Annotated in this window: 15 protein-coding genes; 12 read left to right on the top strand and 3 right to left on the bottom strand. The window is 40.5% G+C overall.

The window, feature by feature from the left end; all coding sequences use genetic code 11:
• The first annotated feature begins 150 nt into the window (after positions 1-150).
• The gene (locus AC59HZ_RS09640; RefSeq protein ID WP_496546028.1) at positions 151-723 is read left to right on the top strand and encodes a DNA-3-methyladenine glycosylase I; all 573 of its coding nucleotides are present in this window, start codon (positions 151-153) and stop codon (positions 721-723) included.
• A gap of 39 nt (positions 724-762) precedes the next feature.
• Here AC59HZ_RS09640 and AC59HZ_RS09635 read toward each other — a convergent pair whose 3' ends face one another.
• The 3 genes from AC59HZ_RS09635 to AC59HZ_RS09625 form a co-directional block, all read right to left on the bottom strand.
• Positions 763-927 carry a hypothetical protein gene (locus AC59HZ_RS09635; protein ID WP_496545588.1) on the bottom strand — a complete coding sequence of 55 codons (165 nt, stop codon included), beginning with the start codon at positions 925-927 and terminating at the stop codon, positions 763-765.
• A gap of 114 nt (positions 928-1041) precedes the next feature.
• Positions 1042-2157 (bottom strand): metallophosphoesterase, encoded by a 1116-nt coding sequence (locus AC59HZ_RS09630; RefSeq protein WP_496545587.1) that lies wholly within the window; start codon positions 2155-2157, stop codon positions 1042-1044.
• 242 nt (positions 2158-2399) lie between these two features.
• Entirely contained in the window at positions 2400-2576 is a 177-nt protein-coding gene (locus AC59HZ_RS09625) for a YuzK family famiily protein (protein WP_496545586.1), read from the bottom strand.
• Between the two features lie 420 nt (positions 2577-2996).
• On the opposite strand from AC59HZ_RS09625, the gene AC59HZ_RS09620 reads away from it, so the two are divergent.
• From AC59HZ_RS09620 to AC59HZ_RS09570, 11 genes are all read left to right on the top strand, one after another.
• Positions 2997-3173 (top strand): hypothetical protein, encoded by a 177-nt coding sequence (locus AC59HZ_RS09620; RefSeq protein ID WP_496545585.1) that lies wholly within the window; start codon positions 2997-2999, stop codon positions 3171-3173.
• Between the two features lie 448 nt (positions 3174-3621).
• The gene (locus AC59HZ_RS09615) at positions 3622-3957 is read left to right on the top strand and encodes a metal-sensitive transcriptional regulator (RefSeq protein WP_496545584.1); all 336 of its coding nucleotides are present in this window, start codon (positions 3622-3624) and stop codon (positions 3955-3957) included.
• 13 nt (positions 3958-3970) lie between these two features.
• Positions 3971-4177 (top strand): copper chaperone CopZ, encoded by a 207-nt coding sequence (gene copZ / locus AC59HZ_RS09610; RefSeq protein WP_496545583.1) that lies wholly within the window; start codon positions 3971-3973, stop codon positions 4175-4177.
• Between the two features lie 70 nt (positions 4178-4247).
• Positions 4248-4622 (top strand): YfjL-like protein, encoded by a 375-nt coding sequence (locus AC59HZ_RS09605; protein WP_496545582.1) that lies wholly within the window; start codon positions 4248-4250, stop codon positions 4620-4622.
• Between the two features lie 292 nt (positions 4623-4914).
• Entirely contained in the window at positions 4915-6441 is a 1527-nt protein-coding gene (locus AC59HZ_RS09600) for a multicopper oxidase domain-containing protein (protein ID WP_496545581.1), read from the top strand.
• A 54-nt stretch (positions 6442-6495) separates the two neighbouring features.
• Positions 6496-7809: a multicopper oxidase domain-containing protein gene (locus AC59HZ_RS09595; RefSeq protein ID WP_496545580.1), complete on the top strand. Its 1314-nt coding sequence runs from the start codon at positions 6496-6498 to the stop codon at positions 7807-7809.
• Between the two features lie 223 nt (positions 7810-8032).
• Positions 8033-8563, top strand: a complete 531-nt coding sequence (locus AC59HZ_RS09590; RefSeq protein ID WP_496545579.1) for a copper resistance CopC family protein — start codon at positions 8033-8035, stop codon at positions 8561-8563.
• 7 nt (positions 8564-8570) lie between these two features.
• The gene (locus AC59HZ_RS09585; protein ID WP_496545578.1) at positions 8571-9653 is read left to right on the top strand and encodes a CopD family protein; all 1083 of its coding nucleotides are present in this window, start codon (positions 8571-8573) and stop codon (positions 9651-9653) included.
• Positions 9654-9796: 143 nt separating this feature from the next.
• Complete coding sequence (locus AC59HZ_RS09580; RefSeq protein WP_496545577.1) at positions 9797-14230, top strand: multicopper oxidase domain-containing protein; 4434 nt, start codon at positions 9797-9799, stop codon at positions 14228-14230.
• A gap of 63 nt (positions 14231-14293) precedes the next feature.
• Positions 14294-16477, top strand: a complete 2184-nt coding sequence (locus AC59HZ_RS09575) for a PKD domain-containing protein (protein WP_496545576.1) — start codon at positions 14294-14296, stop codon at positions 16475-16477.
• A 143-nt stretch (positions 16478-16620) separates the two neighbouring features.
• Positions 16621-17154, top strand: a complete 534-nt coding sequence (locus tag AC59HZ_RS09570; protein ID WP_496545575.1) for a hypothetical protein — start codon at positions 16621-16623, stop codon at positions 17152-17154.
• The last annotated feature ends 68 nt before the right edge of the window (positions 17155-17222 follow it).

Raw genomic sequence — 17222 nt, 5'->3', positions numbered from 1 at the left:
TTGCTAAAATGAGAAGGAGTATTTTTATTTTTTAGATTATTTTGATTAACGTAAGAAAATGGGATTTATCACTCTGCAGAATCAGGACTAGATAATAAGGAGAAAATCGAAGATAATAGAAGGAATTAAACAAATAGGGAAGTGGAAAATTTGAATCGATGCGGCTGGGTAAATCAGGATCCATTATATATCCATTATCATGACGAGGAATGGGGAGTGCCTGTCTACGATGACCGTTTACTGTTTGAGTATTTAAATCTTGAGGGAGCACAGGCTGGACTAAGCTGGTATACGATTTTGAAAAAGCGGGAGAATTATCGGAAGGCTTTTGATCATTTTGAGGCAGATAAAATTATTACGTATGATGAAAAAAAGATTGAGGAGCTTTTACATAATGAAGGAATTGTTAGAAATAAGCTGAAAATCAACGGGGTTATTACCAACGCCAAGGCATATTTGAAGATAGTGGAGGAATTTGGCTCCTTCAGTCAGTACATTTGGTCTTTTGTGGGTGGCAAACCAATTCAAAATCACTTTAAGGAATTAAAAGATGTACCTGCATCCACGGAGATCAGTGACAAATTAAGCAAGGATTTAAAAAAGCGCGGTTTTAAATTTGTCGGTTCCACGATTTGTTATGCGTTTATGCAGGCTGTTGGAATGGTAAATGATCATATCGTAACGTGTGACTGTTATCAAAAAACAGCTAAGGTGAAGCAGTAAAAAAGGCGATAATCTCTGTGAGGAGATATCGCCTTTTATCTATTTACTTAACTTGTTTTCCAAAAGAAAATCTGAAGTTGGCAGGGTAATTATTTTTCCACCAATTTGAACATGAATGGTATCGTTAAATATGGCCTTCACAATTCCTTTTAAAGAAATTGTAGAATTAACCGAGATTTTTTTAGATTCAGACTGATTTGCCAAATTAACCAACACCTTTCAAAAATGTTATTTTATCTATTATATATGATGGAAAGTAATGAATGCGAGAAAAATATCAGAAAAATGAAAAAATTATTTGATGCTTTGAAATTGAAATTATTTTGATTCCTTAAAGGAAACATCAATTTGAATAATTTCAGAACGGCTGCCAATCCGAAGCGGGGGACCCCAAAAACCAAAGCCTGATGATACAATCGTATGAAGCTGATTTTTCTTCAAATAACCCCAGTCTACTTCAAACATTCTTCTTGTTATCAGATGGTTTGGTGCCATTTGCCCTCGATGAGTATGCCCTGACAATAGAAGGTCTACTTGATTTTTCTCTGCTTGAATAAGGTCCGAAGGTTGATGATCCATCATAAGGATCGGAAGTGTTAATGGTTTGTCAGATAATAACTCAGCTATCGACTTTCGATCGCGATCGGTTTTGTCTTTACGGCCTGCTAAATAAAAGCTGTCAGCAATTGTAATTACATCATCTAGTAAAATAGTAATGCCGATCCGTTCCATTTCCTGCAAAAACCGTGGAATACCGCCTCCATAATATTCATGATTTCCTAGAACACCATATACACCCAATGGAGCAGAAAGCCCCTTCAAGACATCTCCCATTTTCTTTTGGATAAATGGCTCAGGATCATCGTCAATGATGTCACCAGGCAGTAAGATAATATCGGGATTAAGGGAGTTCACTTCGCGAACAAGCCTTCTGGCATGCTCTAAACCTGACAATCTGCCAAAATGCATATCGGATGCCATAGCGATCCTAAGTTTCGAAAGATTGCCTGCTTGATTTGGAATGGAAATGGAAAACCTGCGAACAATCGGGCTGTATGCGTTATAGCTGCCATAAATAAATACAATAAGAAATGCCGAAAATACGATTCCGCCAATCCAATTAACGACAGCAATTGCAGGAAAATTGAAAACAATCAAAATCAACGCAACAAGGTTCGCTAGGGGAAGGAAAAGGACCGCGTATTGAAGGAAGCCAAACCAATAAGCTCCCACTACTTTAAAAATGGCCATTTTTTTCAGAAAATAACCAATAAGGTAGGAAAAGGAAATAAGCCCAACGATGAATCCATAAATCCATTTGTCCTGTAGTCCAAATGCGGAATGAAGCCAAACCCATCCATTCCAGCCAATATAAAACGTTAACGCTGAATAGATAGTAATCATGAGCGAAAAACTTATGATCCGTTGATTCATAAAAAACTCCCTTATTTAGGTCTCATTAGGCATAAATACCTGAATTGTAGTTCAAGTATTGCATGAACGTTTTTTGAAGTCAATTAATCTACACTATGGTATGGGGGATTTACAAGGTCATTAGTACTTCGCGGAAACCGCCTATGATAAGGCATCAGGGGGAGAGCAAAATATTTGGGTCACGCAGAAGTTTTCTACGTGACCCTTTTTATGTTTAAGTCTTCTTTTAGTTACTCAGTCCTTCAAAACCTGAACCCGTTCGCTCTTTTTTCAATATAGTTAATGTGTAATTTCCGATCTAATTCTGTAAGTATGCGCTGGTATTTTTGATGCTCTCGCTCTCTTCGTTGTTCAACCTTCATCCTGACTCGATGGTTCCTTCGATAAACCTCGTAACAAACTCCATGGGCTTTCATCATCGCTTTTTCCATTTCATTTGTGTAATTCAGCTTTAAATAATGAATAACGAATCCCTCCGGTTAATTTCGCTTTGAGCGATTTTTTTGTCGTGCACAGTTTTAATCTTAGCATTCAGATTTTGAATGCACAAAGTCGATATAAAGGTGTAAGGAGGGATATATTGGAATGAGATGGAACCTCAATAAAATACCTCGTGCATGCTTAAAGATTGAACCAAATCCTTCCTTTAAGAGCATGTTTTGTTAAAAATGGGCATTAGGACAATCTTGAATAATGAAACAGTCAAATCATAAAAACGTCTAATATAGAAACAGGATAGTAAACAATTGAAGGGAAGAAGGCCTATGTTCCTTTTCATAATTTTTCTTTTTGGACTCTTATTACCATTCCTTTTGATGAAATTTAAGTCCAAATGGGCAATGTGGATTCCTGCCATCCTATTCCTAATGGGTACATTCATTACGGGAATAAAAGCTTGGATCTTTCCTGGGCAAGACATGTCGGCATTGGGAGACATTATTTATTTTATGATTCTTGGCTCTGCCACTATAGGGACCATTATTGGTGCGATAATTGTGGGGGTTATGAAGAAGTGAAGGAGCTATCTGTTAGCTCTTTTTTTATTGAAATGTTGTGTTTAAGACCACTGTTGACATTTTACACTTGTTGATTGGAGCGGAAGGCGCGAAGACTACTGCGGGAGTACGGGGCAGGGGAGACCCCGCAGGAGCGAAGCGACGAGGAGGCTTTCCGGCACGCCCGCGAACCGCTCGCGCCTGGAGCGCAAATCAACAACAAATTTAACAGAACGTAATTTGAAAATAATTTAGAAAAATATTTTATTTTTTATTGACAAAATAGGGTAGGGGGGTATAGTATAGAAGAATGAGATAAATAATAAAGAAATTCCAAATAGATTGGAGGAAAGAAAAGTATGTGATTCAAATAAATTAATATAATGAATTCGTACAGACAATGTCACGGTATCTTCATCGAATTACGGTACTGGGGTATGATATAATGGCGAAAAAGGAGGCGGTTTTTATGTCTTTAGATCTTGGCAAAGAAGAAGAATCCTGCTGTGAACCTGAAGGGAACCACCGGAAAAGCCACCATTCAGATAAAGTTAAAACCAATCTGATTACAAGGCTAAACCGGATTGAAGGCCAAATTCGCGGTATTAAAGGACTTATCGAAAAAGATACGTACTGTGATGACGTAATCAACCAAATTTCCGCCACCCAATCAGCGCTAAATAGTGTTGCCAAAGTATTACTTGAAGGACATATGAAAAGCTGTGTCGTGGAGCGAATCCAGGATGGGGATTATGAAGTTCTGGATGAGGTCCTGACAACAATCCAAAAATTAATGAAAAAATAATGGAGGAATCAAAATGGAAAATGTAACGTTAAATGTCAGCGGAATGTCTTGTGGTCATTGTGTCAAAGCGGTAGAGGGCAGCGTCGGAGCTCTTCAAGGTGTTAAAAAAGTGGCTGTTAAACTTGACAAGGGCCAAGTAGATATAGAATTCGACACGAACGTCGTTTCCTTAAGCACGATTAAAGAAACCATTGATGACCAGGGATACGATGTAAAATAATGATAATAACAAAACGAGCCTGAGGGTTCGTTTTTTTTTTTTTGAATATTTCTGTCATCCCTAATGCGAAGTGAGAAGGAATAATTCAAAAAAAGGTCGAATATTATATTTTAAATATTCAGATAATTGTGAGGTGAGGTATATTAAGGCCACAAAAATAATTTTATGGTTGGTATCCTTGCTTTTACTAGGAATTAGCTTTTACGTATACTCACAATTTTATGGAACGCCTTGGGAGAAAAAACAACAAGAGATGAATATGGAAAAATATTTAGAAGAAAAATACCATCATGATTTTGCCATTAAGAAGACTACTTATAATTTTTTAAGTGAAACCTATCAGGCGTATGCTTATCCACGAAAACAATCCCAACTTCTTTTCTTGGTTGAACAAGCTCCAAATTCGAAAGAAGGCTATTCAGATACCTATTATAAAGTAAAATAAATGACCTCGGTAAATAAAACCGGGGTCATTCTATTTTTAATAATAGTAGAATAGACCTATAAAACTTTCAAAATTTAATTAGGAATTTTCCCAAGTAGCACTGAATAGTTATAAAGTACCGTCAGATAGAAATAAAATCCAAAAAGTGAAATGAAAGTATTGACTCCAGGATATGAAATAGTCCTTTTGGGGTATTTTTGATAGAGAGGTTTGACCTTACAGATGACGGCCCATATTCCACCATGAGGAAAAGGAAAAAATCTGATCTTTAATGTGCGTAAAGGAGGAAAACATGAAGAGAAGAGATTTTGTAAAGTATGCGGGGGGCGGCATTGCATCATTAATTGTAGGGAGCGTCATGCCTTCATGGATCTCCAAAAACCCGCTGCTAGCCACCACTACAAAACAAGTTCAGGAACTTAATTTTACCATAACGGATGCAGTAAAGGATATGGCGACGCACAATTCAATAAACAAGGCACAATGTTATTTTTGGTTCTACAAAGAGAAAAATTTACCAGCGGAGGTTCCAGGTCCTCATATTTTTACAACGGCTGGCAATACAGTAAAAGTTACATTAACCAATTCCCTCGATGAACCTCATGCGTTTTACATAAGCGGATTGGTAGATAGTGGGCCCATTCGTCCAGGAGAAACAAAAACAATCGAATTTACCCCACAAACAGCGGGGAGTTATTTATATTACGACAATTTAAACGCACCTGTGAACCGAGTGATGGGACTTCACGGGGCATTAGTAGTCATTCCTATAGCGGCAGCGAGTGGGCATAAATATACCCCTTACTCAAATCCGACTCCAGCAGTACAGCAGCTATTCGATGATTTTGGTTCAACTGAACATTTCCCAGGATTAGCCTGGGAGCAAGGGGATGATGCCACCCATACCCCTGCATTTAGACAATATATTTGGATACTTCATGAAGCAAGCTCCCGTTTGTTTGAAGAGGTAGGGAAATATACACCTGGAAAAGATTATCCGGCTGCCCAATTCATGAAAGCTTTTCAATATGACCGTTACAGACCGGATGGATTAAACAAAAAACCTGAATTCTTCACAATTAATGGACATTCAGGCTGGTTCGCCGCCCATAATCCTTATATTACTCCAAACCATAGGGTTGGAGAACCAGTTGTAATTAGGATTTTAAACGCAGGGCTATCCATGCATTCTTTACACATTCATGCAAACCACGTCTACCGAATTGGTGTAAATGGCGTTGTTCAGGAGAATCCGATTTGGATGGATACTTTAACGGTTGATCCGCTGGAGATCTATGAATGGGCCGTTCCGTATATTCGTCCGCCTGATGTTCCGAATGAGCGTGGAATCGGGCTTCCTGATAAACCATTAATGTCAATCCCGAATCCAAGGATTGTCGGTTCTACCCCTCACCTGGTGTGGCCGCCAACGGAGGAATTGAACATACACTTGCCAGACATTGGTGAAAAGGTCGGTGATTATGATCTCGCTGTTCAATTATCACCAATTTGTTATCCAATGCATGACCACTCGGAAGCAAGCCAATCTTCGCAGGGCGGGAATTACGGATTGGGAATGATGAGTGGAATTCATTTTATTGGAGATCGGAATACACCTGGAGGAGTAACGACTTTTCCGAATGCTCCAACCTATCATGGTCCGGTAGAAACAGGAGGGGCTGCAGGACCAGAAATGGGCATGGATGGATCCCATACCATGACATCCAATACCACAAAGACAAATGCAAGAACGGTGATAATTAATAACCCGACTAACACCGATCCCGTAAAGAATGAACACCAATTACACGGAAACTAGGAAATAGATTCATAGTTTAGAAAAATATTTATGAATGGACAAAGGAGAAATGGTATGTCGTCATCAAAACCAGGTTATCAAATCCCACGAAGGTCAGTAAAAGGCCATGAAGCCAGCTGGGTAAAATCATTTAATCCACCAAAGACCAGTCCGCCTACTCCGGAACTCTTAGCGCCGACAAATCCTGTACCTGCCTTTGTTGCAGCAAATGTTCCGGGTGCCTCCATGATGATACCGAACACGCAACGGGTTGACTTAATGCATGGAACGGAATTAAAAACGTGGGACGGCAAGAAACTGGAATTCTTTCTTATTGCCAATCCTGATGTCCCGGAAGCTGCAGATGGAATCTTTCCAGGCCCAACGATCCGTGTCCCCCGTGGTGTTATTTATCATGGCCAAGTTAAAGGACATGGGCAGCCGCCACATACCGTTCATTGGCACGGCATTGAACCTACTGCGATGAATGATGGGGTGGGGCACTGCTCCATGGAGGTAGGGGACTACGCCTATCAATGGCAGCCGAATCATATTGGCAGTTACTTTTACCATTGTCATAGGAACACCCTTCAGCATTTTGAATATGGCTTATATGGGTTTCTTATCATTGAGCCGCCTGATGCGTATGACCCGAAGGATGGGAAGAATGTAGGGGGTTACCCTCGCCGGACAGCCGCAAATCTTTCAAATTTCCCTAAATTCCCTGGATTTGTTGGCGGCAGTCTTGAAAGCGGGGATCCACATGCGATGACGGTTCCTTATGATGTTGAGGCCTTATGGGTCATTGACGATATTGATTCCGTTTGGCGTGAACAGGCACAAGATGCACACCAGACCTTCCCTGAACATGGGGATCAGCCGGGTGTCAATGATGATTTTCACTTTAATGACTCTGGAAAATACAATTTCTTTGCCTTTAATGATTACAATCCAGATTATTTTGTTGTTACTGGTGAATACTTCCCTGGCCGTGTTGGGGGGACTGCAACAATAAGACCTGGTGTGACCATCCCTGCCGCCTATAATAGCGGGGTTGAGGGAATGCAGGTTTCCATCAATGCAAAGATAAACCAGACAGTCCTGGTACGCATGCTATGTGCCGCATATGTGAAGATTAGAATTACGTTCCCGGTAGATGTCGTTGTGATTGCCTGTGATGGACGTTCCTTCGGTGTTCCCCCTTTTGGTAAATATAATCATCCTTACACGCTTAAGGCAGGTACTCCGTTTGAGATGAGTACGGCTCAGAGGTGTGATGTGTTATTCAGGACTGAAAAACTAATGAATACTTTTGCTCAAGTAGAATATCGACATCATTTGAGCGATGCTTTTCTTTTAAATGGCAGGATTCCGATTACAATTAAGTAACCGTTGGCAGACAGCCTCCCAGTAGATGGGAGGGCTTTTTTAGGACATTTGTACTAGTTTTCTTCTATCTTGAATAAATATATTTATCAGAATTTTCTAACTTAGAGAAAATTTGTAAAAGATTGTGAGAATTAAAATAGATAATCTTTCTTTATTCCTAGGAAGATAGAAGGGGGTACATTTTATAAACAAATTTATCGTATTATTTTTCATTGTTTTTTTGTTGATCCCATCTATTGCGAGTGCGCATACGCAGCTAACAGCTTCCACCCCGGCGGAAGGAGGGATTATTTCAGACGAACTAAAAGAGTTTACGCTGAACTTTGAGGAAAAAATTGAAAATTTAAGTACAATGAAACTCCTAAAAGATGGTAAGGAAATTCATATTAAGCAGGTTCAAATTCAGACGGAAAAAATGATAGGGACATTACAGGAACCCTTGGAAAATGGGTCCTACCTTATTCAATGGAATATAGCCGGAAATGATGGACATCCTGTCACAGGTGAAATAAAATTTCAGGTTCAAAGGGAGCAAGTCGATCAGAACCAGAATACTCCTGCTGCTAATCAAGAGGAGATTACCCTTGATGAGGATAAACCAATCATGCCTGCTGTTACTAACAATAAGGAAAAAATAGAAAAAAGCAGTTTAGAGCCACAGGAAAAGAATTCAAGTTGGAAGATTGCAACGTTAATCATCGGCTTTTTATTCATTCTAGGATTGACAGTAATTTTGTCATTTAGAAAGAAGTGAGCAAGCAATGAGCTACCTGATTCCCTTTACTGAATTTGGACAGTATTTATTGTTTTCCATATTGGTGGGGCATGTTGTATTGCTGTTTGTTCCGGAAAACAAAAGACCTAATCCTTTTATTTCTAAACCTGCTTTGCTGCTTTGCGCACTTGGAATCATCGTTTTTACCTTTGCCCCGATTTTACAAGCTATCCTTTATTATAAAAACAATTTCGGCTTACTATCTGCCACAGTTTCTGTCATAACCGGCTTTCAAATTGGCCGTGCGTGGATATTTTTATGTCTTTTTTCTCTGTGTTTATGGGTCACCATTTATGTAAATGGATCTAAATTTTTTCGGGCGCAGTGGCTCCTATTAATGATTTTTGCAAATGGGAATGCTGGTCATGCGGCATCCCTGACATACTGGCTGGGAATAATGGCCCATACAATTCACTTCCTCATGATGACGATTTGGGCAGGGGTTTTACTAAATGTAGGCTGGTTTTCCCGGGACCGGGATAATTGGCCAAGCTTTTTACGCTGGTTCACACCACTTGCCATGGTAAGTTTCATCATTATTGTCATAAGCGGATTTTTTCTAATGTTTTTTGTTATGAAAAGCGGGCAATATTTAAATAGCTGGCAGGTACCCTACGGAAGGATGTTACTCTTAAAACACATCAGTATTATTCCTGTCTTAGCTTTTGCTTTCATAAACGGCTTTCTTTCCAAACAATCTATGAAGCTGTCAAACTTCAATCCCAGGCCATGGTTAAGAGCTGAAAGTATTATTTTATTGATTGTATTCTTTTGCACCGGGGTACTAGGAACTTTATCCCCGCCGAATGAAGTGACCAACGGTTTTTCCACAGGGGCTAAACAAACTTGGATGGATTGGATTCTGGCAAAAAATATGATTCCTTTCAGCCAAACAGAACTTGCACCTACCCTCCCTTCAGCATTGTTAATGTTTATTTCTCTTCTATTTTTATCTCTTATCCTTATTAGCTTTAAAAAAAAGAGCACTGCCTTTGCTATTGTTTTTGCTATTAGTTTTATTCTCACAATATATTTAGGACTAATGTTCACTGTAACTATAACAATATAGGCGAAAGGATGATAAAAGTAATATTAGATAAGTCCTGAACATATAAATTTTTGTAGTGTTTTAATCAATTATTTATGCTATTGATTTTAAACTCCTTATTGGGAAACTTTTATCAAATTAATAGAGGGTGAAGTGGTCAAATATTGAATAAAAAGTCCCGGTTTTTACTTATATTTAGCTTAATTATTTTATTGACCATTTCTGCGATATCTGTTGGTATCATCATGAAATCATCTCAGCCGCCGCAAATAATTGCCCTTGAGAAGACTGGCCAGGCACCAAAAAGAGTAGCTGCCTCCAATCAAAGTCTTTCAAGTGCCGAAGTCTCTTCATCCAACCATCATGATCCATCACAAACAAACAAACAAAACTATACCATTTTACGAACAAATGCTGTGCAGGGCGGAACCCCAACCTTAACTGAACTGACAAATAATTTACAAAATAAATGTGAAAAAGGCTCGCGTGTTCGTTATTTCGAAATAATTGCTCTCAATATAGATATGGTTTACAACAAATTTGGTGACCATGATCCAGATGCCAAGATTTATGCCTTAAAAGAAGAAGCTGAAAATATACAAAGTTCGATTGCAAGAAATCCAGGCAAACCAGTCAAAGAAGTTCAGCCTCTTACCATCCGGGCGAATAAGGGTGATTGTATTGAGGTTGCTTTTACCAATAAGTTAAAAGAGAAGGCTTCTATCCATATCCAAGGTGTCGGGTATGACGTAAAGGGTTCGGATGGGACGAGTGCTGGATATAATCCTGATTCTACAGCAGCGCCATATTCGGAAATCCGCTACCGCTGGAATGCCGATGAAGAAGGTACCTTCCTTTTTACCAATGGTGCAGACTTTACTTATTTTACCGACCCTGCCCACGGAAAAGGAACAATGGGAGATGGCTTATTCGGTGCATTAATTGTTGAACCAGAAGGAGCCAAATGGACGGACCTGCAAACGGGGGAAGAGATAAAGAGTGGTCTATACGCCAATATTGAACTCCCAAATCAACCAGATTTTCGAGAATATGCTTTATTTTTTCATGATGGTATTGACGCAATTGCCGGCAGCACCACACCTGCTCCAACTAAACCGCAAGAGGAAGAAAACCCTATTCCAGAGCCGCCAGATGGAGACGGGAAGGAAGTGAATGGAATCGAAAAAGAGTTATATGCGGTAAATTACCGGGCAGAGCCATTGGATGAACGAATGCAAAACGCATTAACCAAAGATGGAAAAGATGCGACGATGTTCTATTCTTCATGGGTATATGGGGATCCTGCAACCCCTATTACCCCTGCCTACATTGGTGATCCGATTAAATTTAGAATAATTGGGGCCAATCAAGATGAAAACCATGTGTTTCATCTCCATGGGCACCGCTGGAAAAGTGAAACGAAAAAGACAAATACGGTGGACTCAGAAACCTTGAATATCGGGAGTGCCGAAACGCTCGATTTGACCAATAGTGCTGGCTATATTCAGGATGGTAAAGGGGCACCCGGTGATTATTTATGGCATTGTCATTTGTTTCCTCATTATTTACAAGGAATGTGGGGACTGTTGAGGGTTTTTGATAAATTACAACCTGATTTATTGCCGCTTAAAGACAGAAAGCCTCCAGAAAGTCCAACCGAAGCGAACCCAGGATTTCCGAAATACATTCCTGGAGAATTAGGGAAACAAGCTCCAAAGCCGCCGGATCCTGACTTGCGTCCGCCAACTGAGGGTGAAAAGGCAGCTTTAGGGGCTTTGGTTCCAGGAGCTCCCAATTTTGACCGATGTCCAAAGAATGCACCCGTTCGAAAATATAACATTGTAGGGATTGAAACGGACATTGTCTACAATAATGCAGGAGATCATGACAAGGAAGGCCGGATGTATGTCCTGGCCGAAGATGAGGCCAAGGTCTTAAACGGAACTTTGAGGCCCCGCCCTCTTGTTATTCGCGCCAATGAAGGGGACTGCGTCGAAGTGACATTGGAAAACCATTTGTATAAGGCAAAAGAGCCTAATAGGCTTTCAATCCATATCCATTTTGTCGGCTTTGATCCGCTTGGATCAGATGGAACTGCAGTCGGCTGGAACTATAATCAAGGTGTTCTTCCGAGTGAAAAAATTCGTTATCGCTGGTATGCCGATGAAGAGGGGAATATTTTCTTCCATGACCATATGTCTGCTGGCGAAAAAGGCTTCCACGGAACGTTCGGGTCATTAATAGTAGAACCTAAAGGCTCAAAATGGCTAAATCCCAAGACAGGACTGGAAATTCAATCAGGAACGGAAGCCATGATTGTCCCGCCTAATAAAGAGGATTTTCGTGAGCAGGTCCTCATATATCACGATTTTGCCCGGATGTGGGATAAAAACGGAAAATTACTACCTCTAGAGGCAGATCCTTCGGAAGTTTATAAAGCCCATGGGTATGCAGCCGTCAATTACTCAAATGAACCATTTTTTAGAAGAAATAATGGGGATCCAGCCTATGTATTCAGTTCCTGGGTTCATGGTGACCCACAAACACCTATTATTGAATCCTACCCTGGGGATCCGATTAAAGTCCGGTTAATTCAAGGCGCTCATGAAACACAGCATAACTTTAATGTCCATGGATTGAATTGGAAAAAAGAATCGGGAAACAAGGATTCAGAGATAACCTCTACACAATCCATCGGGATGTCAGAACAGTTTTCTATGGATATTCAGCCGAATCCGGTTGGTGTTAAACAACGTGATTATCTATGGTCTTCCCAGCCAATCGAGGATTTATGGAGCGGATTATGGGGATTTGTCCGGGTTTGGGGCGAACAAAATGCCAGTCTGAAGAGTCTGCCGGACCGTCCGGTAATGAAAACGAAAACAGACCCAGAAAAAGTGAAACAAATGAAAAAAAACAATCGTAATCCGCTAAAACCGAAGAGTACCGGCAATCCATGCCCGCCTTCGGCACAGGTGAAAAAATTTGATGTGACTGCCTTTATGAAGGATATCCAGTACAACAAATCGGGGGACCATGATCCATTTGGAATCATGTTTGCGTTAACCCAGGATGTTTCTGCCATTCTCAAGGGCCAAAAGAGTGCCGAGCCCCTTGTTATCCGGGCAAATGAAGGCGAATGCATTCAAGTGACGTTGAAAAACAACTTGCCCTTTAAACCGCCAGTAAATAAGGATGACCCAGACCTGCTAATGGCCGGACAGGTTAATTGGAAAAACTCAAACCGTGTTTCTTTACACCCGCAAATGGTGCAATACGATGTACAGGGGTCGGATGGTGCAACCATAGGCTATAATTACGATCAAACCATTGGTCCGGGAGAAACGATTACCTATAATTGGTATGCAGACAAAGAGTACGGGGGGACGATCCTTTATGATTATGGAGACATTCGCAGTCATCGATTGCATGGCGCCTACGGGTCGCTCATCATAGAACCGAAGGGTTCCCAGTACAGAAATCCGGTGACCAGGAAAACCTTATTATCCGGCGCGCGTGCTGATATCATCGTCCCTGATAAACCTGATTTTAGGGAACAAGCGCTTATGTTTTCAGATGGACTTTTTACAATTGGAAAAGATGGGAGTGCGCCAACGCCTGGTGAAGTAGACCCTAAAACGGGTGAACATGCCGATATGGAAGATCGTGGTGAAAAGGGGATCAATTATAGCTCTGAGCCGTTTAAACACCGTTTGGCTGTCAACCCAGACAAGTCACTTGTATTCAGCTCGGTTATTCATGGTGACCCTTCAACTCCGATTCCGGAAGGCTATGTAGGGGACCCAATTCGTTTAAGAGTGATGCAGACAGCAGACCGTTCAAGAGGAAGTGTCTTTACGCTTCATAGCAATCGCTGGCGTTATCAGTGGACTGATCCTAATTCCAAGCTTGTATCTAGTCAAGGATCGCTGACTACCGGAGAATCGCTCGATATTATTCCAATTCAAAAAGAAGGTTTCTTAAATCCGGCAGGTGATTATCTCTATCGCGAGATGAAGCTGAGACGATATTTGGAGGGCGGCTTATGGGGGATACTTCGCATACATGACAAGCCGAAAAGTCAATTACTTTCCCTGCCTGACCGTCAGCCTCGTCCACCTCTAAATGTTAGAGAAGGGAAACAATCAAAAACCATTGTTTGGGATAGCTCTGCAAATAAAGATATTGTTGGTTACAACATTTATCGGAAAGCGATTCTTGAAAAGGATTTTAAAAAGGTGAACAGGGAGATTATCAATACAAATTCGTTTACTGAAACAGACCCGCTGCTGCCGAAAAATTATTATTATACAGTTACCGCGGTCGACCGTTATGGAAATGAATCGCCATATAGCAAGGAAATAATAACCAGTCCAACAAGAGTAAAAACGCTATGGAGTAAAAAGAAAGAGCTTAATAAAACTGGTCACATGTTTAGCTATAAAACCATGCAGCCTAACGAATATCTAGAGATAAAAAATGAGGATTTGAGTTTCCTAGAACCTTTGTTTCAAAATGTAAGAATCGAAATAAATAAGATAGGAAAAGAATATCCAGGTTTCAGTAACCCAGTTGAAGTAAGAGATAAGGTTATTTGATTTCCCCATGTTGAAGTAATTTTTCTCAACAATATTTCCATTTGAAAAGGTGGGCGGTTAAAGTTGGAACCTAGAAAAAATATTCATTCCGGAAAAAAAGTGGAGCGGAAAAGAAATCCCTTAAAACGATTATTTATCATGATATTAACAGTGCTAGTCGTGCTTAGCGGAGGTATTTTTTGGGCTAAAGCCGAAACGATTCAAAAGCCAGATTTTAAATTGAAATCATACGGGCCAATCGATGAGGATAATGGATTTCCTGTATGGTACAAAGACAGCGCTGATACTAGGCTGCAACTTTGTCTTGATGTAAACGACCCTAATTGCGCATTAATACCTGAGGAGATTCCTAGACCAGATGAGCCCATTTCTCTCAAAAATAATAATTTTCCAGAAGAAGCCTTTTACCAGTTGGCAAGTTCAGTAATCGATCTTCCAAATGGAGGCAGAGCTGTTGGAACCTTTGCGCTAGAAGCCTCTTGGGCCAATGGAATCCCACAAGATGGCGACCAGATCGTTTTCGGAAGAGTTCGTTTTCGAATTGATGGACTAGTGACAGGAAACACTTACACCATCACCCATCCATATGGGGTTGATAAATTGGTAGCTACAGCAGCCGATAAAAAAGATCCAACAAATGGGGAAATTAGATTTGTAGAAGACATTGGTACCACTGGCGGCTTTACTGCGGCCATGAACAGTCGTATCGGACGATTTTTAAAATGGGATAAGGATGCACCTGCAGGCTATGTTGGAGACCCGAACACGGATCATACAATTACCGGCGGCTATAATAATCAGAACTTTTTTAAAGTGGAAGGTGTCGGAATTGGAAAAGGACCTTGTGGTGACAACTGTGCCGAAACAGACCAGTTTAGTCTGATGGGGAAATTAGCGACTAAAGCAGGTGTAGATGTTGTAAGGGCAACGTATAGCCGTAATGTTGATCAAGATGGCAAAGCATTAGATGGGGGCACAGTCGATGTTTTTGCTTCAACTGAAGAGGATAAAACATACGCCATTGATGTTACCACAAATAAACCAGGAGATCTGCCTATCAGGATGAGGGGGGCGAATGGCAAATATTTTGCACGAATCCCTTTTACAGGGGATACGCCGCCATTAATAACAGTAACGAATACAACCGACAAACCTGTTACTGTCAAAAAGGATATAAAACCTTTGGATAAAATAACGGGGTCAGCAACTTATAATATAGCGAATAATTCCCTCTTTGTTAAAGCTGTATCAAGTGATCAAGTGAAAAAGCCAGAGCTTACCGCTAAAGGTTTCACTGGAGTTATCACCGAGAGTGGTGTGGAGATACCTACGAGTTATGTACCGCCTTCCATAACGATAAAGTCGTCAAATGGTGGGGAGGTCACCATTCCGGTTGATATTGATGGGGATCCATATGGACCGCTTTTAGCAAATGCTGGGACTCCAATGACAGTTAAGGTGGGTAATTTAGTTACACTGGATGGCAAGCAATCGATTGGTGTTGTACCAGGCACTACTACAATAGAATGGACTCAATTATCACCTGGAGCTACCCCAGTTAAATTAACTGGTGCCGATACGTTAACTCCAACGTTTACCGCGGCAACTGGAATGGGTGTGTTGGAATTTCAACTGAAGCTGACAAATCCTAATGGAGTCACATCCACAAGTACAGTAAAAGTGACGGTGGAGGATGTGGCGATTCCAGACCCAGTACCAGATGTTGGACCAAATCAAAATGTTGATCAAGGTACACAAGTCACCTTGGACGGCAGTAAATCACAAAATGCCATCGATTACACTTGGATCCAGACAGATAGTAATCCAAAAGTAACAATGGATATGAATAATCCAGCTAAGCCAACGTTTATGATGCCAAAGAAAAATGTTAAATACACATTCAAACTACAAGTTAAGGGCGCGAATGGAAAGATAGTCGAGTCAACCAAAGCAGTTACCATTTCCGCTAAACCAGATATTATTTCCAATGTTACTGCAGAATTCCGTACAAGATTATCGACATGGAGGGTGGATGGTACTTCAAATGTATTAGGACCTGGAGTTAAAGTTACCATTTATCTGGTTGATCCAAATAAGAACGAGAAGGTAATAGGAACGGCTGACGTTGATACTTTAGGTGCATTCAGGTTTAGAGATACTGGTCCATCGTTTGTTGCGGGTAGTACCCTTAAGATCGTATCAAGCTCTGGCGGTATTAAAGAGAATGTATCAATTGTACGTAAATAAAATTGATTAGATTTTTTCCCATGTATAGTAAAGCAAGTTTTCTGTGCATGGGAATTTTTTTAATTTTCTTCGAACCGTATAGGCGAACATTTCGTTAACTTATAACGAAAGCCCAATACGATATACGAAGGAGATGTCTGTTAATGAAAATTCGTTTTACACTAGTAACAGTATTATCATTAATTTTTATGCTTTTGTTTGGTGCAGTGGCATTCGCTGCAGGAGTGCCTGATTTCACGCAATTAGGATTTCCGAAAGTAGTGGCAGAAAAGAAAATCGAAGCAGGGGAAGCGGCGAAAATTAGTCATAGCGGAATAAAAATTGATATACCAGAAGGAGCATTTAATAATGATGTGAAATTTCAGGTGCTGGAAGGGGATAATGATAACTTCCAGGCAAATGCTCCTTCCGGTCAAACCGTGATTATGAATTTTGCTTTTAGAGTAATAGATTCAAAGACAAATGAGATTATTGGTAAGTTTAATAAACCAGTTATGTTCAGCTTTAAAGATAAGGATGTTAATCAGTGGAGTATTTACAATAACGTGACAACAGACGGGGCCATTGCTCCGAATCAGGTGCCTGCCATTATTGACGGCAGAACATTAACACATGGGATTGGCGGTGCCCCTGTTGGCTGGGTAATCACATCCCCGTCAAACAGTACCAAAAAATAATGGAATACCCAAATACTTAAGTAAAAAGCCCCAGATTCTCATTTCCGAGAATCTGGGGCTTTATTTCA

The sequence above is a fragment of the Neobacillus sp. DZ-9 genome (assembly GCF_059587065.1).
Note: the sequence above shows the minus strand (reverse complement) of the source record. Positions and strands in the feature narration are given on the sequence as shown.

Bases quoted from the DNA above. Each gene is read 5' to 3' on its own strand.
- AC59HZ_RS09630 (WP_496545587.1), bottom strand. From the start codon at position 2,157: ATGAATCAACGGATCATAAGTTTTTCGCTCATGATTACTATCTATTCA.
- AC59HZ_RS09625 (WP_496545586.1), bottom strand. From the start codon at position 2,576: ATGATGAAAGCCCATGGAGTTTGTTACGAGGTTTATCGAAGGAACCAT.
- AC59HZ_RS09620 (WP_496545585.1), top strand. From the start codon at position 2,997: ATGTGGATTCCTGCCATCCTATTCCTAATGGGTACATTCATTACGGGA.
- AC59HZ_RS09615 (WP_496545584.1), top strand. From the start codon at position 3,622: ATGTCTTTAGATCTTGGCAAAGAAGAAGAATCCTGCTGTGAACCTGAA.
- copZ (WP_496545583.1), top strand. From the start codon at position 3,971: ATGGAAAATGTAACGTTAAATGTCAGCGGAATGTCTTGTGGTCATTGT.
- AC59HZ_RS09600 (WP_496545581.1), top strand. From the start codon at position 4,915: ATGAAGAGAAGAGATTTTGTAAAGTATGCGGGGGGCGGCATTGCATCA.
- AC59HZ_RS09595 (WP_496545580.1), top strand. From the start codon at position 6,496: ATGTCGTCATCAAAACCAGGTTATCAAATCCCACGAAGGTCAGTAAAA.
- AC59HZ_RS09585 (WP_496545578.1), top strand. From the start codon at position 8,571: ATGAGCTACCTGATTCCCTTTACTGAATTTGGACAGTATTTATTGTTT.
- AC59HZ_RS09570 (WP_496545575.1), top strand. From the start codon at position 16,621: ATGAAAATTCGTTTTACACTAGTAACAGTATTATCATTAATTTTTATG.